Here is a 19,009-nt window from a genome sequence, read left to right as displayed (position 1 = left end):
TTATTCCTTTCCGCCTTTGATGACTTTGACCTTGCCGGTGAACTCCAGCAAGCGCTGCACCTTCGAGCCCATTTTCATCAGCTGCGAAAGTGTCTTCTGGTCCATGCGCTGCACGTCGTCGAACCAAGTTGTCATCAGCTCGATCAGGTCGTGCATGCCCTTCATGCGCTCTTGGGCGATGCGGTCTTCCTCAGTGGTGGGCTGCTCGAGCAGAGCGTTGCGCAGCATCGACAGCGTGGGCTCGATTTCTCGGCGGCGGCGCTCTTCGGCCAGGGTGCGAAAGATCTCCCAGGCGTCGGCGGGGGCGTCGAAGTACTCGCGCCGGTCGCCGGCCTGGTGGCGCAAGCTCACCAAGCGCCAGGCCTGCAGCTCCTTGAGCCCCATGCTCACGTTGGAGCGCGAAAACTCCAGCGCTTCGGCGATCTCGTCGGCATTCAGAGCTTCGCGCGAGACGAAGATCAGCGCGTAGATTTGGCCCACCGTGCGGTTGATGCCCCAGCGGCTGCCCATTTCACCGAAGTGGCTGACGAAACTCTTGACCAGGGGGGAGAGGGGTGTCATGGCGGCATTGTCTCGTATTTTCAGTAAATACTGAAAACTCGGGAAATCTGTAGACCGCCTGCTGAGGGCAGGTGATCCGGCGCCGGGTCGCCCCAAGCCGGATCGCGCCCCGTGGGGGCCGGAGAGAAGCGACTGGGGGGCTCATCCACCCCGCCATAATCGCGGCCTGGCTTGCTCCCGGGCAGTACCCCCATGCAGATCGGCTTTTCCGTCAACGAAATTCTTTGCTTGCTGACCCTCGCCAGCGGCGCGTGTTGGCTGGTCTGGCGGCGCCGCCAGCGGCGTGAGCCTGCGCCCGAGCGCAAGCCGTTCTGGGTCAGCCTGGGCGCCGAGCTTTTCGTGGTGATCGCGCTGATGTTCACCTGCCGCGTGGCCGTGGCCGACTGGCCCCGTGTGCCGTCGAGCTCGATGGAGCCCACGCTGCGCGTCGGCGACTATTTGCTGGTGAACCACCTGGCCTATGGTCCGCGCCTGCCCTTCACCAACACCGCGATCGAAATCGGGCAGCCGCAGCGCGGTGATGTGGTGGTGTTTCGCTACCCGCTCGATGTGTCGACCTTCTACGTGAAGCGCCTGGTGGGAATGCCCGGCGACGTGGTGCGCATGCAAAACGGCTTGGTCAGCGTCAACGGCGAGGCTCCTGCCGCCGAGATGGTGAGCGACGGCAGCCCACGCAACGAAGACCGCGGCCATTGGCTGATGCGCGAGACCGTGCAACAGCGCGAGCGTGTCGTCAAGATCAACCCCTTTGTACAAGGCCGCTCGTCGCTCCACCTGCAGCAACCCGGCCTGGCTGAGCACTGCCGAGCTGAAGACCCGACCACTTGGCAATGCACCGTGCCACCAGGCCAATACCTGATGCTCGGTGACAACCGCGACAACTCCGAAGACTCGCGCGTGTGGGGCTTTCTGCCGCATGCGCAGGTTTACGGCAAGGCGGTGCGCGTGCTCATCAACTTCTCTGATTTGTCGCGCAGCTGGTCTGCGCTTTGAGCCCTCTATGACTGAAAGAATGGATTTGCAAGGCAAGCACATCGTGCTGGGGCTGAGCGGCGGCATCGCCTGCTACAAAGCTGCCGAGCTGGCGCGCGGGCTCATCAAGGCCGGCGCCACCGTGCAGGTGGTGATGAGCGAAGCGGCCGAGCAGTTCATCACGGCGGTGACGATGCAGGCGCTGTCTAACCGCAGCGTCTACACCAGCCAGTGGGATGCGCGCGAGCCCAACGCCATGGCCCACATCAATCTCACGCGTGAAGCCGATGCCGTGCTGGTCGCGCCGGCCAGTGCCGACTTCATGGCCAAGCTGGCGCAGGGCCGCGCCGACGACTTGCTGAGCCTGATGTGCCTGGCCCGCCCGATCGAGCGCTGCCCGCTGCTGTTGGCCCCCGCCATGAACCGCGAGATGTGGGCTCACCCGGCGACGCAGCGCAATGCGGCACAGCTGCGTGCCGACGGCACCACCATCCTCGGCCCGGGCAGTGGCGACCAGGCCTGCGGTGAGATCGGCGACGGCCGCATGCTGGAGGCGGATGAGCTGGTGCAAGAGCTGGTGGCGGCGCTGTCGCCCAAGGTGCTGGCGGGCCAACGATTGCTGATCACCGCGGGCCCGACCTTCGAACCCATAGACCCGGTGCGGGGCATCACCAACCTGAGCAGCGGCAAGATGGGCTTCGCCATCGCACGTGCGGCGCACGAAGCCGGCGCCGAGGTCACCCTGGTGGCCGGCCCTGTGCACCTGCCCACGCCACGCGGTGTGAAGCGCATCAACGTGCAGACCGCTCAGCAGATGTTTGACGCGGTGCTGCCTGTCGCAGCGCAGCACACCATCTTCGTCGCCACCGCAGCCGTGGCCGACTGGCGGCCCGCCAGCCTGTCGGAGCAGAAGATCAAGAAGGACGGCAGCAAGGTGGCGCCGACCTTCGAGCTCGCTGAGAACGCGGACATCCTGGCCGCCGTAGCTCAATTGCCCAAGCGTCCGTATTGCGTAGGCTTCGCCGCTGAGAGCCACGATCTGCTCAAACACGCACGCGAAAAGCTCACCCGTAAGAACGTTCCGCTGATCGTGGGCAACCTGGGCCCGGCCACCTTCGGCCGTGACGACAACGCGCTGGTGCTGGTCGACGCCCACGGCCACCGCGACATCGCTCAAGCCGACAAGCTCACCCTCGCACGCGCGCTGGTGAGCGATATTGCCCAACGCCTCTCTTCTTTGCCAACATGACCCCCATTGATTTGAAAGTGCTCGATGCCCGCATGGCCGAGCAGCTGCCCGCTTACGCCACGCCTGGCAGTGCCGGCCTCGACCTGCGCGCCTGTCTCGACGCGCCCCTGGTGCTAGAGCCGGGCCAGACCCAGCTCATCCCCACCGGCCTGGCCATCCACGTGGCCGACCCCGGCTTGGCCGCGATCATCCTGCCGCGCTCAGGTCTGGGCCACAAGCACGGCATCGTGCTCGGGAACCTGGTTGGGTTGATCGACTCCGACTACCAAGGCCAGCTGATGGTGAGCTGCTGGAACCGCGGGCATACGAGTTTCACGGTGCAGCCGATGGAGCGCATTGCGCAGCTCGTGATCGTGCCGGTGGTGCAGGCGCAGTTCAGGCTGGTCGATGAATTCGGCGCGTCGGATCGCGGCGCTGGCGGCTTTGGTTCGACTGGAAAGCACTGAGTAAAGAAGCGTGAAGGGTGGCTGTGCAGCGCCTTCCCGCACGTGTTCACCAGTGCTCCAGTGGCATGCTCTCGGGCTATGCCGTGAATGAGAATTGGATGAACATGAAGTCAGTGTGTTGGGTTGCCGCTGCCGCCGTGGCCGTGGCCGCCCTAGGCGGGTGTGGAAAGGGTGCGCCGCAAGGTGATGGGGCCGCGGCCGCATCGGCTTCTGGTGCAGGCGGCCCACCCGTCAGCGTGAGCATCGTGCGCGCCACCCAGCGCGATGTGGCCATCTCGCTCGAAGCCACTGGCACCGTGAGTGCGCTCAACAGCGTGGAGGTGCGGCCGCAGGTGAGCAGCACCATCGCCAAAGTGCACATCCGCGAAGGCCAGTTTGTGAGGGCGGGCGCGCCGCTGTTCACGCTCGATGCGCGCGTCGATGAGGTCAACGTCACCAAGGCGCGCGCACAGCTGGCCAAGGATATGGCGGCTCTCGCCGATGCACAACGCCAGCTGGTGCGCAGCCGTGAGCTGCTTGCGCAAAACTTCGTGTCGCAAGTGGCCGTCGACACTACCCAGACGATGGTCGACTCGGCCAGTGCAGTGGTCGCGTCAGACCGCGCGGCCATCGACGCTGCACAGGTGAGCCTGGGCTACAGCCGCATCGTCGCTACAGCGGCGGGCCGCGCCGGCGCCATCAATGTGTTTGCCGGCAGCTACGTGCAGCCGGGCGGCGCGCCGCTGGTCACCATCACCCAGATCGACCCTATCGCCGTGAGCTTCAGCCTGCCGCAACGCAATCTGGCTGACGCACTGCAAACGCTGCGCTCGGGTGGTGGCACTGTCACGGCGGTGTTGCCCGAAGGGAAAGGCACGCTCACCGGCAAGCTGCAGTTTGTCGACAACCTGGTCGACGCCAGCTCGGGCACGGTGAAGGTTAAAGCGGTGTTTGGCAACCGCGAAGAAAAGCTCTGGCCCGGTGCTTATGCGACGGTGCGGCTGGTGGTGAGCACGCTGAAAGAAGCGATCACGGTGCCACAGGCCGTCATCATCCAGGGCGCGCGGGGCAAGGCCGTGTATGTGGTCGGCGAAGACCGCAAGGTCACGCTGAGGCCGGTGGAAGTTTTGGAATCCGTTGGCGACGACGCCGTGGTCAAGGGCTTGCGCGGCGGCGAGCGCGTGGTGCTCGATGGTCGACAAAACGTGCGCCCGGGGGGCCGCGTGGTTGAGCGCAGCGCCGACGGTGCTTCGGCACCGCGGCGTGGTGAGCGTGGTGGGGCGGCCGGTGCAGTGGCCAGCGCAGCTTCTCAGGCGGCGTCTCAATGAACCTGTCGGAGCTCTTCATCCGCCGCCCGGTGATGACCGTGCTGCTCAATGCGGCCATCGTGGTGGCGGGGGTGATTGCCTACAGCCGCATACCGGTGGCGGCGCTGCCCAGCTACAACACGCCGGTCATCAACGTGTCGGCGGCATTGCCGGGGGCCAGCCCCGAGACCATGGCCACTTCGGTGGCGCTGCCGCTGGAGAAACAGTTCTCCACCATTCCGGGGCTCAACGTCATCAGCTCCAGCAGCACGCTGGGCGGCACCTCGCTCACGCTCGAGTTCGATGAAGGTCGCAACATCGATGCGGCTGCGGTGGACGTACAAGCCGCCTTGCTGCGTGCTGCACGTGCGCTGCCGCAAGACATGACCGCGCCGCCGTCGTACCGCAAGGTCAACCCTGCCGATGCGCCCGTGCTGCTGCTGTCGTTGACCTCGCCATCGCTGGGCCTGTCAGACCTGAACGACTTCGCTGAGCATTTGATCTCGCCCAGCCTGTCTACGCTGGAGGGCGTGGCACAGGTCAACATCTATGGGCAGAAGCGCTACGCCGTGCGCGTGCGCGTGCTGCCCGATGCGCTGGCCGCCCGCAACATCGCGCTCGACGAGCTGACCAGCGCACTGCGCGCTGCCAATGCCAACACCCCCGTGGGCACGCTGGAAGGCGAGCGCCAGACGCTCACGCTGCAGGCCAATCGCCAGTTGCGCAACGCCGCCGAGTTTGCCGACATCATCGTCAGCAACAGAGGCGGTAACCCGGTGCGCTTGCGCGATGTGGCGCAAGTGGAAGACAGCTTCGAGACCGTCAAGACCTGGGCCACCTTCAACGGTGAAAGCTCGATCACCCTGGCCGTGCTGCGCCAGCCCGACGCCAACACCGTGAAGGTGGTCGACGCGGTGCGGCGCGCCTTGCCGGGCTTTCAGTCACAGCTGCCGCAGTCGGTGCGGGTGTCATTGCTCAACGACCGCTCGGCGTCAATACGCGCTGCCTTGCATGACGTCAACCTCACGCTCCTGGGCACCATCACGTTGGTGGTGATGGTGATCTTTCTGTTCTTGCGCCGCTTTGTCGCCACCGTCATCCCGACCTTGTCGCTGCCGGTCTCTCTGGTGGGTGCTGTGGCCCTGCTATGGGCCTTCGGCTACACCATCGACAACGTGTCGCTGCTGGGCCTCACGCTGGCGGTGGGGCTGGTGGTGGACGACGCGATCGTGATGCTGGAAAACATCATGCGTCACGTGGAAGACGGCGTACCACCCTTCCAGGCCGCGCTGCGCGGCTCGCGCGAGGTGGGCTTCACCATCATCTCGATCTCCACTTCGCTGGTGGCGGTGTTCATTCCGATCTTCTTCATGCCGGGCGTGATCGGGCTCTTGTTCCATGAGTTTGCGGTGATCGTGTCGCTGGCCATCGTGGTGTCGGCTTTCGTGTCGCTCACGCTTGTGCCCATGCTGGCCAGCCGCTTCCTCACTGACGAAGCGCACAAGAAGCCCCCCGGCGCGTTGGTGCGCTCGTTCGAGCGCGGCTTCAACGCTCTGCTGCGAGGCTACACGCGCTCGCTCGACGTGGCCTTGCGCCATCGCTTCTGGGTGTTGATGGTGGCGCTGGCCACCTTCGTGGCAACGGCGGTGCTGTTTGTGACCATCCCCAAAGGCTTCTTTCCCGAAGAAGACATAGGCCAGCTGAGGGTGACCACAGAGGCGGCCGAAGACACTTCATTTCCCACCATGGTGGAGCTGCAGGATCGGGTTGCTGCCATCGTGCGGGCTGACCCGAATGTCGACACAGTGGCGTCTTTCAGTGGCGGTGACGGCGCGCAAAATACAGGCCGCATGTTCATCAACTTGAAGCCGCGCGGCCAGCGCGAGCCCATGAAGCAGGTGGTAGAGGGGCTGCGCAAGAAGCTGCGCGAAGTGCCGGGCATCACGGTTTTCTTGCGGCCCATTCAGAACCTGCAGCTCGGTGGGCGGTCTAGCAAGAGCCAGTACCAGTACATCCTGCAAAGCGTAAAGGCCGACGAGCTGAGCGACTGGGCCGCCAAAATGCAAGAGCGCTTGCGCAACGACCCGCTGTTCCGCGACGTCACCAGCGACTCACAGCTGCGCGGCTTGCAAGCCAGCCTCAAGATCGACCGCGACCGCGCCAACACGCTCGGCGTGTCGATCGAAGCAGTGCGCAGCGCGCTGTTCAGTGCATTCGGCGAGCGACAGGTGTCGACCATCTACACGCCGGTCGACAGCTACCAGGTGATCATGGAAGTGGCGCCCGAGGCCAAGCGCGATGAGCGCGCCTTCGCCAGCGTCTACGTGCGATCAAGCACCGGCGCGCTGGTGCCCTTGAGCAGCTTTGCCACGGTCGAGCGCAGCATGGGGCCGACCGCGATCAACCACGTGGGCCAGCTGCAAGCCGTGACGGTGTCGTTCAACCTCGCGCCGGGCGCTGCGCTGGGCGACGCCACGGCGCGCATCGAACAGGTACGCGAGGAGATCCGCTTACCGGCTTCGGTCATCACCACCTATGGCGGTGACGCCGCGGTGTTCAAGAGTTCGCAGGGCAGCCAGGCGATTCTGATCATCGGGGCGCTGCTCGTGATCTACGTGCTGCTGGGGGTGCTGTACGAGAGCTACATCCACCCGATCACCATCTTGGCCGGCCTGCCCTCGGCCGCGGTGGGTGCCTTGCTGATGCTCAGGCTCTTCAATCAAGACCTGACGTTGATCGCCACCATCGGCATCCTGCTCTTGATCGGCATCGTGAAGAAGAACGCGATTCTCATGATCGACTTCGCGCTCGACGCGCAGCGCACGCACAACGCCGCACCTGCAGACGCGATACGCGAGGCCTGCGTGCTGCGCTTTCGCCCGATCATGATGACCACGCTGGCTGCGCTGATGGGTGCTTTGCCGATCGCGCTGGGTCTGGGCACGGGCGCCGAGTTGCGCCAGCCGTTGGGCCTGGCGGTGGTGGGTGGCTTGGTTTTCTCGCAGGCCATCACGCTCTACATCACACCGGTGATCTACCTCTATCTCGACCGCTTCAGCGGCAAGGGGCCGGTGACGGCGCCTGAGGCTGCGCTCTCGGTTGACGAAGGGAAGGCGGCTCAGTGAAGCTGTGAGCTGCCTGGCGCGGTGCTCATCACGCTGATGCCGGTGTCGCCCACGCTACCGGCTTCTATCTCAGCCTCTGTGGCCTCACGCACGTCAAGCACTTTGAGGTCGAGCCGCAGCGCAATGCCGGCGAGCGGGTGGTTGCCGTCGAGCACCACATGCTCGGGGTAGACCTCGGTCACGGTGTAGATGGCATCTGCGGGCAGGCCGGGTGTGGCGGCGCCATCGGGCGGGCCATCGAACTGCATGCCCGGCTCCACCTGCTCAGCGAACAGCGAGCGTGCTTCGAAAAAGACCAGGTCGGGGTTGTACTCGCCGAAGGCATGCTCAGGCTCAAGATGCAGATTGGTTTCGAAGCCAGTTTCGTGGCCGCTCAGCGCTTCTTCTACCTTTGGGAGCAGGTCATCTCCACCGTAGAAAAACTCGACGGGCGCTTCCAGCTCATCGATCAATACGCCTTGGGCATCTTCAAGTCGCCAGGTTAGGCTGACGACGCAGGGGGATGAAATCAACATCGCAAGATGATCGCACAATCACCTCATGACGATCTCTTTGCCGACGCCCTTGCTGGGCGGTTTGTCGCCCCAGCTTTTCATGCGCCGCCATTGGCAAAAGCGGCCTCTTCTGATTCGCCAAGCGATACCCGACGCGACCCCGCTTGCGAGCCGGGCCGAGCTGTTTGCGCTGGCATCGCGCGACGACGTGGAGTCGCGGTTGATCGTGCACCAGGCAAGCGGCTGGACCTTGCGCTCCGGGCCGATGCCAAGGCGGGCGCTGCCACCAGTCGCCCAGCGCGAATGGACGCTGCTCGTGCAAGGGCTGGACACGCATCTCGATGCGGCGCATGAGCTGCTCACGCGCTTTCGCTTCGTGCCCGATGCCCGGCTCGACGACCTCATGGTGTCGTGGGCCAGCGATGGCGGCGGCGTCGGCCCCCACGTGGATTCGTACGACGTGTTTTTGCTGCAACTGCAAGGCTCTCGCCGCTGGCGCATCGCACCACCCGGCAATGCCGAGCTGCAACCCGAAGCGCCGCTGAAGATCCTGCGCCATTTCAAGCCCGAGCAAGAGTGGCTGCTGGCGCCCGGCGACATGCTCTACCTGCCGCCGGGTTGGGCTCACGACGGAGTGGCCGAAGGTGAGTGCATGACGGCGTCGATCGGCTTTCGTGCCGCAGGCAAGGCCGAGCTGCGCACTGAAGTCTTGCAGCGCATGCTGGATGCAAGCGACGCACCCGACCCCGACCCGCTTTACCGCGACCCGGGGCAGCCCGCGAGCGATGAACCCGGTCGTATCCCGACGGCACTGAATGAGTTCGTGGCGAAGGAAGTGGCGCGCTGGCTGGCCGAGCCGCAGGCGTTGGCCTGTGCGCTGGGTGAGGTGTTGAGCGAGCCCAAACCGCAGGTATGGTTCGACGCGGGTCTGCCGGTGGTGATGGGGCAGGGTGTGAAGCTCGACCGGCGCACCCGCATGCTCTACGACGACCGGCATGTGTTCATCAATGGCGAGTCGTACCAGGCCGCGGGCCGCGACGCGCGCGTGATGCGCAGCCTGGCTGACACCAGAAGCCTTGCCGCGCCACAGCTTGCCAAGCTCAGCGGCGACGCCCGAGAATTGCTCGCCCAGTGGGCGCAGGCCGGTTGGCTGCACTCTTTCAACGCATAGGGGAACGACATGAGCGACGAGCCGCCAACGCCACTACGGATCATCACCTCGCGCGGCGAGTTTCACGATGCCTTGCGCGAGTCGTTTGCGCTGATGGCCGATCAGGGCTGTCGCGAAGTCTTTATCGCCGATGCTAGCTTTGCCGATTGGCCGCTGGGTGACCGCGCGGTGATCGAAAGCCTCACGCGTTGGGCGTATGCGCACCGCAAGCTCACCGTCTTGGCGCAGAGCTTTGACGCGTTTGCGCGCCGCCACACGCGCTGGGTCGAGTGGCGCCGGCAGTGGGCCCATGTGGTCGACTGTCGTTCGCTGGCAGAAGACGACGCGGGCAAGTTGAGCGGCTTGTTCCTGGCACCCGGCCTGTTGACCCTGCGTGTGCTCGACGCAGACCACTACCGCGCCAGCCTGTCGCTCGATGTGGCTGACGCCATTCGGGCGCGCGACGGGATTGATGCGCTTTTGCAACGATCCGAGGAGGCTTTTCCTGTGACCACTTTGGGTCTCTAGGGAAGTCCCTAGGGCTGGGTATAATCATGGGCTAGGTGCATGGGATGCTCGAGCTTTCTGCGCCTGACTCGTTGGGGATCTGCCAGGATGGAGGGTTCCCACAATTACCGGTAATTGTCTGAACCTTTCACTGAGGATAAATATGAAAAAGTCGCTTCTGTTGGCTACCCTGGTTGCTGCTGTTGCTCTGGCCGCTTGCGGCAAGAAGCCCGAAGAGGCAGCTCCTGTCGTTGTTGCCCCCGTCGTCGTTACCCCGGCACCGATGGCTGATGCCGCCGCTTCTTCCGCCATGTCTGCCGCTTCGTCGGCCATGGCTGCTGCTTCGAGCGCCGCTGACGCTGCCTCGTCGGCAATGGCTCCCTCGATGGCTGCCAGCAAGTAATCGGTTTCCACCGATTCAAGAAAGCCGCCTCCGGGCGGCTTTTTTGTGCGCGCCATTTGCGCGCGCGACGACGCTCAACGCACGTCGAGCCAGTCGAAACCGTGAAGCGGGTGGGCAACCAGCACGTCCGAAGGCTGCCCCCCGAACACGGCGGCCAGCGCGGCTTGTGCGAGGGCGGGTTGGTTGTTGCGCTCGCTCAGATGGGCGGCGACCAGGCGCTTCAGGCCGGCATGCATACAGCCGGCCAAGATTTCTGCAGCGGTGTCGTTGGCTAGATGGCCGAGCCGGCCCCCGATGCGCGCTTTCAGTGAGGGCGGGTAGGCCGAGTTCGCCAGCATTGCGCGATCGTGATTGCACTCCAGCAGCAGCGCGTCGCAACCTTGAAGTCGCGCCAGCAGGTGTGGCGTGATCGACCCGGCATCGGTGAGCACGCCCAATCGTGCGGCGCCATCGCCTAGGCACAGCTGCAGGGGCTCGTTTGCATCGTGGGGCACGGTATAGGGCGCCAGCGTCAGGTCGCCGATCGTGATCGGCTCCAGGTCGCGGGCGAAATGCAGCAGCCCGTCGGGCAGATCGGGCTCACCGATGGCGCGCCAGGTGCCGCGGCTGGTCCACAGGGGAACGCTGTGGTGGCGCGCCAGGGTCAGGGCGCAGCCGACATGGTCACCATGCTCATGGGTAACGAACACCGCGTCGATGTCGGTCGACACCAGGCCTGCGCGGGCCAGCCGTCGCTCCAGCTCGCGCAGCGAAAAGCCGCAGTCGATTAGCACCCGGCTGACCGTGGCGCCGCTGCGGGCTTCGACCAGCGTGGCGTTGCCGGTGCTGCCGCTGCCCAGGCTGCAAAAGCGCATCATGGTTCGATGCGCTGCCCACTCACTTCAGTTCGTCGACCAGCAGCTTGACGATGCGCTGGCCCGCGTCGCCGTTCTCCGGCCCGCCCTTTGCGTCGTACACCGAGACGGTGCTGACATCACCCTCGGCCTTGACGTTTACGCGGTAACGGATTGGGCCGCTGAGCTTGTCGGCGTCGCCTTTGAAGAGCTTGCTGAAGAAGCCGGGCTCTTCTTTGCCGGCCTGGGCAGGGTCGACGTAGCGCACGAAGTACAGGCCTTGCGCCCGGTCGCGGTCTTCGACGGTGAAGCCGCTGCGGTCCAGGGCCAGGCCCACACGGCGCCAGGCACGGTCGAAGGTCTCGTCCATTTGCAGCGTAGAGGCCGGCCGGCCATCGAGCACGCGAGCGCGTGCCGGCGCGGCAGCTGCGGGCGTACCGTTTTGCGCCACGGCAGCTTTCGCGGCTTCATCCTTGGCGCCCAGCTTGATCATCAGGCGCGACAGCATCTCGCCTTCGAGCAAGGGGTCGCTCGGGCGCGGCTTCCAAGTGGTGGTGTCTTTCTGCTGGTTGACGTAGACCTCTTCCAGGCCACGGTGCGCGATGTAGATGTCGGTGCCCCTGGGGCTGCGCTCGACGCGCGTGCGGTACTTGTCGCGCTCGCCGGTGGAAAACAGTGAGTCGAACACCTTGCCCAGTGTGCGGCGGACGATGTCGTCAGACAGCTTGACGCGGTTCTCGGCCCATTCGGTTTCCATCACGCCTACATCGGCCTGGTCGACCACCAGGTTGAGGCCACGCTCTTTCCAGAAGGCCTCAAGCTGTGGCCACAGTTGGTCGGGCTGAATGGGCGTGCTCAGGTAACGCAGGTTGCCCTGGCGCTCCAGGCGCACTTCGCCCAGTGACGCGGGGGCCACCAGGTTCGTGACGGGCGCCGATGCCGCTGCACCGGGCGCTTGCAAGGCGGCCGCGCTGATCACGCCGGCCTGCGGTGCGTAGCGCGGGTCTACGGCGAGCTGGGTGAGGTCGGGTGGTACATCGAGCGGCGTCGGCTTCGACGCGGCCTTGCTGCGGTAGTCGATCTTGTCGCCGGACACGACGCTGTCGAGGGATGAGCAAGCAGTCAGAGAGCAGACCAGCGCCAGGGCCGCGGAAATGCAACCGAGAGGATATCGAAAGGGAAGGCGAATCACGTTGAACATCTCCGAATGGAGCAGACCGGTACGGGCTGCCTTGCGAGCCAGGTGAAGGGAAGTTGGAAGCACCGCACTTACAGAAGAAGCAGCGGCATCAACTCAGAGCAGACCCGACTCACGCAGCGCTTGTTCCACCGCCGACTGGCCGGCGGGGGTGAGGGGAAGAATCGGCAGGCGCACGGTGACGCCACACAAGCCCAGACGAGACAGCGCCCACTTGGTGGGTGTGGGGCTCGACTCGACGAACAGGTTCTTGTGCAGGGGCAGCAGTTGCAGGTGGATTTGCGCCGCCTCCTTGGCCTGGCCAGCGATGGCCGCCTTGCACAGCTGGTGCATGGCGCGCGGTGCCACGTTGGCGGTCACGCTCACGTTGCCATGACCGCCCAGCAGCATCAGTGCGACGGCGGTGGGGTCGTCACCCGAGTAGATCGAGAAACCCTTGGGTGCCTGCTTGATCAATGTGCAAGCGCGTTCGATGTTGCCAGTGGCTTCTTTGATGCCTATGACCCCGGGCACCTGCGCCAGGCGCAGCGTGGTCTCGGGCAGCATGTCGGCCACGGTGCGACCGGGCACGTTGTACAGCACCATCGGCACGTCGACCGCTTCAGCGATGGCTTTGAAGTGCGCGTAGATGCCTTCCTGCGAAGGCTTGTTGTAGTAGGGCACGACCGACAGCGTGCAATCGGCGCCCACCTTCTTCGCGTAGCGAGACAGCTCAATCGCTTCGCGGGTGGAATTGCCGCCGGTGCCCGCCATCACCGGCACACGGCCACGCGCTTGCTCCACCGCCACGCGGATGATTTCGCAATGCTCTTCGACCGACACCGTGGGCGACTCACCGGTGGTGCCCACGACGCCGATGCAATCGGTGCCTTCGGCAATGTGCCAATCGATCAGGCGGCGCAGCGCGTCATAGTCGACGCTGCCGTCTTCGTGCATCGGCGTGATCAGCGCGACGATGCTGCCAACAATGGGTTTCATGCGGGTTCCTCGGAATCCAAAGATTTTAGCTGCCCCGGGGTTGCGGCCTTTGGGGCCAGCGCATGGCGAGATCGTGAGGCTGCCCCGGGGTGGTGTTTCGCGGCCACCAGGCGCTGCACGAAGCGGGCCGGGTGGTCGAGAAACCCGGCTTCGTAGGCCACGATCTCAAGACTCTGCGCGGCCTGCAGCAGTTCCCCGGGGCTGAGCAGGAAATCGGGATTCGAGGGTTTGCCCACCGCCTGGTTGCCTTCGGCAAAGGTCTCGTAGATCAGCACGCCGCTTTCGGCCACGCTGTCGACCAGCGTGGGCAAGAGGGGTCGCCAGAGGTAGTTTGTCACGATCACGGCGTCGAAGCGGCGGCCGGTGAGCGGCCACGGGCCGCCCTCAAGGTCGACCACCAGCACCTCGGCCAAGCCTCGCAGCGGTTCGACCGCCGCGGCATCACGGTCGACGCCGGTCACGCGGCATCCGGCTTGGGCAAACCAACGCACGTGCCGGCCCGAGCCGCAGGCCACGTCGAGCACGCTGGCTCCGCGGGCGACCAGGTGCGACCAGCGGCAAACCCAAGGCGAGGGCTCTGCGCTCATCGCGGGCGGGCGTGCTGGTTCAGTGTTTTCAGCGCGAGCTTGTCGACGAGGCTGGGCGCGAGCAGCTTCATCCAGCGGCCGAGCTTGCCTTGCGCGGTCATGACGATGTCGCGTTCGCGGGCTTCGGTGCCGTCGACGATCAGCCGTGCGCAGGTCTCCACGCTCATCGCACCCGATTCGTCGAGCCCGCTCTTGCCGGCAGCTTCGCCCTTGGCGTTGAAGCCGCGGTAGCGTATCTCGGTGGCCACCACACCGGGGTAGGCCAGCGTGACGCTGACACTGGCCGAGGCCAGCTCCACGCGCAGCGCTTCAAAGAAGCCTGTCATCGCGAACTTGGTACCGCAGTAGGCCGTGCGCCCCGGCACCCCCACCAGCCCTGCCAGGCTTGAGACGCCCACGATGCGGCCGCGCGCTGCTTTGAGGTGAGGCAGGGCCGCATGGGTGCACCACACGCTGCCCCAATGGTTGATGCGCATCAGCGTCTCGTACCAGCCCAGGTCGGTGACCTCGCTGAACAGGGCCTGAGCCGACATGCCGGCGTTGTTGACCAGCGTGTCAATGCGCCCGAAGGCTTGTACCGCGGCATGCACCAGCGCCACGCATTCGGCCTGCACGCCGACATCGCAGCGTTGCACCAGCACCTGGCTGCCGAAGAGGCGGCACTCCTGGGCGACGGCTTCGAGCTTGGCCAGATTGCGTGCTGCCAACACCAGCGCGGTGTCCGCCTTGCCGCGTCGGGCCCACTGGCGCGCCATCTCCGCGCCTATGCCCTCCGAGGCGCCGGTGATCAGAATCACGTTCATGTCAAAAGCAGTTCCAGAGCTGGTTGGCGAGTGTAAAAGCGAGCTCAGGCTGCAAATAGGCGGCAAACACCAACAGCAGCGCCACCACCACCGCGGACCATGCTGCAGCGCGGCGCAGCGTCATGTCGTTGCTGCGGCCGGGCGCGTGATGGCCGCTTCTCGCACCGGCAGGTTGATGAGGGCGGCGAACACGCCCAGGCCCACGGCAATCCACCACACCACGTCGTAGCTGCCTGTGGCGTCGTACAGCTTGCCGCCCAGCCATACGCCGAGGAAGGAGCCCATCTGGTGGCTCAGAAACACAAAGCCGCCCAGCATCGACATGTACTGCACACCGAAGATCTGCGCGATCACGGCGTTGGTGGGCGGCACCGTCGACAGCCACAGCACACCCATCACCGCAGAGAAGATGTACACGCTCCATGGCGTGAGCGGCACGCTCAAGAAGACCACGATGGTCACCGATCGCAGCGCGTAGATGGTGGACAGGATGTACTTCTTGGGCATGCGCTGCCCCAGTGAACCGGCAGCGTAGGTGCCAAACACATTGAACAGCCCGATCAGCGCGAGCGCGGTGGTGGCCACGTTGGGCGTGAGCCCGTGGTCCCTCAGGTAGCTCGGCATGTGCACGCCGATGAACACCACCTGAAAGCCGCAGACGAAATAGCCGGCCATCAACAATTGGAAGCTCGTGTAGCTGAAGGCCTCGCGCACCGCGCTGCCTATGCTTTGCTGCACGCCGGTGGGCTTGATGGCGGCCGGCTCTTTCAAGCCGAAGGCCAGCGGCACGATGGCCAGCGCAAAACAGCCCAGCAGGAAGAGCGCGTTTTGCCAACCAAAGCTGCCGATCAGCCAGTTTTCCACCGGCACCATCAGGAACTGGCCAAACGAGCCCGCCGCGGCGGCCACGCCCATCGCCCAGCTGCGTTTGTCTGCAGCCACGTTGCGGCCGATCACGCCGTAGATCACTGCGTAGGTGGTGCCCGATTGCGCCAGCCCGAGCGCCAGGCCTGCGCTGCCGGTGAAGGCCAGGCCCGAGGTGGCCAGCGCCATCAGCACCAGGCCCGCGGCATAGAAGAGGCTGCCGACGATGAGCACGCGAAACGCGCCATAGCGGTCGGCCAGCATGCCGGCGAAAGGCCCGGCAATGCCCCATGAGAGGTTTTGAATCGCAAGCGCGAAAGCGAAGGTCTCGCGCGTCCAGCCTCTGTCCATGGTGATGGGCTGCAGCCACAGGCCGAAGCCATGGCGTATGCCCATCGAGAGCGTGACGATCATGGCGCCGCACAGCAGCACCTGTTTCATGGAGAGCTTGGCGGGTGCTGTGGCGGAGGTCATGAAATCAATGTAGCGGTTTCACGCTGCCCGCGCTGTCGCCGGGGCTCATCAGGCGCTCGCCGCGCTGAGCGCATTCAGCGCCTCCAGGCTCAACTGCAGTGAAGTTGCACCCAACATCTCATCAAGCTGCGTGATCGAGGTGGCGCTGGCAATCGGCGCCGTGATACCCGGCTGCGCCATCTGCCAGGCCAGCGCCACCTGCGCCACGGTGTGGCCGGTTTGCTGGGCCACTTGGTCGAGCGCAGCCAGAATGCGCAGGCCGCGCTCGTTCAGGTACTTCTTGACCACGCTACCGCCGCGCAGGCTCTTGGATTTGTCGGCCTCGCTGCGGTACTTGCCGGTGAGAAAGCCGCTTGCCAGCCCGTAGAAATTGATGACACCCACCTGCTGCTCAACGCACAGCGCCTGCAGCTCGTCTTCATACGCAGCGCGGTCGTACAGGTTGTACAACGGCTGCAGGCTCTCATAGCGCGGCAGTCTGTGGGTGGTGCTCAGGTCGAGTGCGAGCGCGAGCCGTGCGGCGCTGTAGTTTGAGGCGCCGATGCAACGCACCTTGCCTTCCTGAATCAGCTCGCCATAGGTTTGCAGCGTTTCTTCCAGCGGCGTGTTGGCGTCGTCGTCGTGCGATTGGTAGAGGTCGATGTGGTCGGTCTGCAGGCGCTGCAGCGAGGCTTCAACCGCTTGGCGGATGTAGGCGCGCGACAAACCGATCTTGCCGTCGCCCATGTCTTTGCCCACCTTGGTGGCGATCAGCACCTTGCTGCGCTTGCCGCTGTGCTTCAACCACTTGCCGAGGGTGGTTTCTGACTCGCCGCCGGTGTGGCCGGGAATCCAGCGCGAATACACGTCAGCCGTGTCGATGAAATTCATGCCGGCATCGACCCAGGCGTCGAGCAGCTGAAACGAGGTGCGCTCATCTGCCGTCCAGCCGAACACATTGCCGCCCAGCGTCAGCGGCGAGACCTGCAGAGTGGATCGGCCCAAGGGGCGCAGGTTGACTTGTGCACTCATGTGTTATGTCTCCGGTGAGGTGTGACAGATGTCACCCGAGTTGATGTGCCTAGAATTCCCGCCCATGGCAACCAAACCCAGCAACTCCTACGGCGAGTCTTCGATTCGCGTGCTCAAGGGCCTTGAGCCCGTGAAGCAGCGGCCGGGCATGTATACCCGAACCGACAACCCGCTGCACATCATCCAGGAAGTGATCGACAACGCCGCCGATGAGGCTTTGGCTGGTCATGGCAAGCGCATCGACGTGACGCTGCACACCGACGGCTCGGTGAGCGTACTGGACGATGGCCGTGGCATTCCCTTCGGCCTGCACCCTGAAGAAAAGGTCTCGGTCCTTGAGATCGTGTACACGCGGCTTCATGCCGGCGGCAAGTTCGACAAAGGCTCGGGCGGCGCCTACAGCTTCTCGGGCGGCCTGCACGGCGTGGGCGTGAGCGTCACCAACGCCCTGTCCAAGCGGCTTGAAGTGAGCGTGTGGCGCGAAGGCCAGGTGGCCAGCATCGTGTTTTCGGGCGGTGACGTGATCGAGCCGCTGAAGCTGCGCCGTATCACCAACGCCGACCGCAAGTCGGGCACCTCGGTGCGCGCCTGGCCCGACGCCAAGTATTTTGAGAGCGCCGACTTCCCCAAGGGCGACCTGACGCACTTGCTTCGCAGCAAGGCGGTGCTGATGCCGGGTGCAAACGTCACGCTCACCACCGAGAAGACCGGCGAGGTCTTGAGCTGGGTCTACAAGGGTGGCCTGCGCGACTACCTGATGCAGACGCTCAACGCCGACCCGGTGATTCCGCTTTTTGAAGGCGAGCATTACGCCGACAAAGGCGAGACCGAGAACTTCGCCGAAGGCGAGGGCGCCGCCTGGTGCGTGGCCTTCACCGAAGACGGCTCGCCCATGCGCGAGAGCTACGTCAACCTGATCCCCACCGTCAACGGTGGCACGCACGAGTCGGGCTTGAAAGACGGCTTGTTCGGCGCGGTGAAGGGGTTCATCGATCTGCACAGCCTGCTGCCCAAGGGCGTGAAGCTGATGCCCGAAGACGTGTTTTCGCGTGCCAGCTTTGTACTTTCAGCCAAGGTGCTCGACCCGCAGTTTCAGGGCCAGATCAAGGAACGGCTCAACAGCCGCGATGCGCTGCGCCTGGTCTCCACCTACGTGAAGCCCGCGCTGGAGCTGTGGCTCAACCAGCATGTAGATCTTGGCAAGAAGCTGGCCGACCTCGTCATCAAGCAAGCGCAAACGCGCCAGCGCGCGAGCCAGAAGGTCGAGAAGCGCAAGGGCTCGGGTGTGGCCGTGCTGCCGGGCAAGCTCACCGATTGTGAGAGCCGTGACCTCACACTGAATGAGCTGTTTCTGGTGGAGGGCGACTCGGCCGGCGGCAGCGCCAAGATGGGCCGCAACAAGGAAACGCAGGCGATTCTGCCGCTGCGCGGCAAGGTGCTGAATGCGTGGGAGGTTGAGCGCGACCGCCTGTTCGCCAACAACGAGATTCACGACATCTCGGTGGCCATAGGCGTTGACCCGCACGGCCACGCCGACACGCCCGATCTCAGTGGCTTGCGCTACGGAAAGATCTGCATCCTGAGCGACGCTGACGTTGACGGCTCGCACATTCAGGTGCTGCTGCTCACGCTCTTCTTCCGCCACTTTCCCAAGCTGGTGGAGAGCGGCAACATCTACATCGCCAAGCCGCCGCTGTTTCGGGTCGACGCACCCGCGCGCGGCAAAAAGCCCGCCGCCAAGATCTACGCGCTCGACGAAGGTGAGCTCACGGCCACGCTCGACAAGCTGCGCAAGGAAGGTGCACGTGAAGGCAGTTGGAGCATCGGCCGCTTCAAGGGCCTGGGCGAGATGAACGCTGAGCAGCTGTGGGACACCACGCTCAACCCCGACACGCGCCGCCTGCTGCAAGTCGCTTTTGGTGCGCTCGATTTCACTGCCACCACCGAGTCGCTCACCAAGCTGATGGGCAAAGGCGAGGCGCAGGCGCGGCGCGACCTGATGGAGCTGCATGGCGACGACGTTGAAGTCGACGTTTGACCACAAGACACAAGTGAGGCCACAAGAATG

The 19,009-nt window shown here is 64.8% G+C and carries 18 protein-coding genes; 8 read left to right on the top strand and 10 right to left on the bottom strand.

The features are described 5' to 3' along the window. On the bottom strand, nt 1–561 hold the full coding sequence (locus AC30QB_RS23705; RefSeq protein ID WP_489548749.1) for a GbsR/MarR family transcriptional regulator: 561 nt from the start codon (nt 559–561) through the stop codon (nt 1–3). A 192-nt stretch (nt 562–753) separates the two neighbouring features. Between AC30QB_RS23705 and lepB the strand changes: the two genes are divergently transcribed. The 5 genes from lepB (at nt 754) to AC30QB_RS23680 (ending at nt 7,639) form a co-directional block, all read left to right on the top strand. After that, on the top strand, nt 754–1,554 hold the full coding sequence (lepB, locus tag AC30QB_RS23700; protein WP_489548748.1) for a signal peptidase I: 801 nt from the start codon (nt 754–756) through the stop codon (nt 1,552–1,554). A 7-nt stretch (nt 1,555–1,561) separates the two neighbouring features. After that, on the top strand, nt 1,562–2,782 hold the full coding sequence (gene coaBC / locus AC30QB_RS23695) for a bifunctional phosphopantothenoylcysteine decarboxylase/phosphopantothenate--cysteine ligase CoaBC (RefSeq protein ID WP_489548747.1): 1,221 nt from the start codon (nt 1,562–1,564) through the stop codon (nt 2,780–2,782). Next, nucleotides 2,779–3,228 (top strand): dUTP diphosphatase, encoded by a 450-nt coding sequence (gene dut, locus AC30QB_RS23690; protein ID WP_489548746.1) that lies wholly within the window; start codon nt 2,779–2,781, stop codon nt 3,226–3,228. Before coaBC ends, dut begins: the two co-directional genes overlap by 4 nt. A 98-nt stretch (nt 3,229–3,326) precedes the next feature. Further along, complete coding sequence (locus AC30QB_RS23685; protein WP_489548745.1) at nt 3,327–4,535, top strand: efflux RND transporter periplasmic adaptor subunit; 1,209 nt, start codon at nt 3,327–3,329, stop codon at nt 4,533–4,535. Then, nucleotides 4,532–7,639: an efflux RND transporter permease subunit gene (locus tag AC30QB_RS23680; protein ID WP_489548744.1), complete on the top strand. Its 3,108-nt coding sequence runs from the start codon at nt 4,532–4,534 to the stop codon at nt 7,637–7,639. Before AC30QB_RS23685 ends, AC30QB_RS23680 begins: the two co-directional genes overlap by 4 nt. Here AC30QB_RS23680 and AC30QB_RS23675 read toward each other — a convergent pair. Then, nucleotides 7,633–8,154 (bottom strand): FKBP-type peptidyl-prolyl cis-trans isomerase, encoded by a 522-nt coding sequence (locus tag AC30QB_RS23675; RefSeq protein ID WP_489548743.1) that lies wholly within the window; start codon nt 8,152–8,154, stop codon nt 7,633–7,635. The genes AC30QB_RS23680 and AC30QB_RS23675 overlap by 7 nt on opposite strands. Nucleotides 8,155–8,179: 25 nt before the next feature. On the opposite strand from AC30QB_RS23675, the gene AC30QB_RS23670 reads away from it, so the two are divergent. Then, the gene (locus AC30QB_RS23670; RefSeq protein WP_489548742.1) at nt 8,180–9,304 is read left to right on the top strand and encodes a JmjC domain-containing protein; all 1,125 of its coding nucleotides are present in this window, start codon (nt 8,180–8,182) and stop codon (nt 9,302–9,304) included. A gap of 9 nt (nt 9,305–9,313) precedes the next feature. Beyond that, nucleotides 9,314–9,811, top strand: coding sequence for a hypothetical protein (locus tag AC30QB_RS23665; protein WP_489548741.1), 498 nt, complete (start codon nt 9,314–9,316; stop codon nt 9,809–9,811). A 456-nt stretch (nt 9,812–10,267) separates the two neighbouring features. On the opposite strand, the gene AC30QB_RS23660 is transcribed toward AC30QB_RS23665, so the two are convergent. The 8 genes from AC30QB_RS23660 to AC30QB_RS23625 form a co-directional block, all read right to left on the bottom strand. Then, nucleotides 10,268–11,047 carry an MBL fold metallo-hydrolase gene (locus AC30QB_RS23660; RefSeq protein ID WP_489548758.1) on the bottom strand — a complete coding sequence of 260 codons (780 nt, stop codon included), beginning with the start codon at nt 11,045–11,047 and terminating at the stop codon, nt 10,268–10,270. A gap of 22 nt (nt 11,048–11,069) precedes the next feature. Next, a complete protein-coding gene (gene bamC, locus AC30QB_RS23655; protein ID WP_489548740.1) occupies nt 11,070–12,227 on the bottom strand; it encodes an NlpB/DapX family lipoprotein in 1,158 nt (385 codons plus the stop codon). 93 nt (nt 12,228–12,320) lie between these two features. Then, entirely contained in the window at nt 12,321–13,202 is an 882-nt protein-coding gene (gene dapA / locus AC30QB_RS23650) for a 4-hydroxy-tetrahydrodipicolinate synthase (RefSeq protein ID WP_489548739.1), read from the bottom strand. Next, nucleotides 13,199–13,789, bottom strand: coding sequence for a class I SAM-dependent methyltransferase (locus AC30QB_RS23645; RefSeq protein WP_489548738.1), 591 nt, complete (start codon nt 13,787–13,789; stop codon nt 13,199–13,201). Before AC30QB_RS23645 ends, dapA begins: the two co-directional genes overlap by 4 nt. Beyond that, a complete protein-coding gene (locus tag AC30QB_RS23640; protein ID WP_489548737.1) occupies nt 13,786–14,592 on the bottom strand; it encodes an SDR family oxidoreductase in 807 nt (268 codons plus the stop codon). Before AC30QB_RS23640 ends, AC30QB_RS23645 begins: the two co-directional genes overlap by 4 nt. Before the next feature lies 1 nt (nt 14,593). Then, a complete protein-coding gene (locus AC30QB_RS23635) occupies nt 14,594–14,716 on the bottom strand; it encodes a hypothetical protein (protein WP_489548736.1) in 123 nt (40 codons plus the stop codon). Next, nucleotides 14,713–15,930: an MFS transporter gene (locus AC30QB_RS23630; RefSeq protein WP_489548735.1), complete on the bottom strand. Its 1,218-nt coding sequence runs from the start codon at nt 15,928–15,930 to the stop codon at nt 14,713–14,715. Before AC30QB_RS23630 ends, AC30QB_RS23635 begins: the two co-directional genes overlap by 4 nt. 48 nt (nt 15,931–15,978) lie before the next feature. Then, nucleotides 15,979–16,941: an aldo/keto reductase gene (locus AC30QB_RS23625; protein ID WP_489548734.1), complete on the bottom strand. Its 963-nt coding sequence runs from the start codon at nt 16,939–16,941 to the stop codon at nt 15,979–15,981. A gap of 64 nt (nt 16,942–17,005) precedes the next feature. Here AC30QB_RS23625 and AC30QB_RS23620 point away from each other — a divergent pair, with 64 nt between their 5' ends. Then, nucleotides 17,006–18,979 (top strand): DNA topoisomerase IV subunit B, encoded by a 1,974-nt coding sequence (locus AC30QB_RS23620; protein WP_489548733.1) that lies wholly within the window; start codon nt 17,006–17,008, stop codon nt 18,977–18,979. Nucleotides 18,980–19,009: the final 30 nt, after the last annotated feature.

Origin of the sequence: Rhizobacter sp., assembly GCF_046595475.1 — a bacterium.
Classification (GTDB): domain Bacteria; phylum Pseudomonadota; class Gammaproteobacteria; order Burkholderiales; family Burkholderiaceae_C; genus Rhizobacter.
This window is presented reverse-complemented; position numbering and strand designations above follow the sequence as displayed.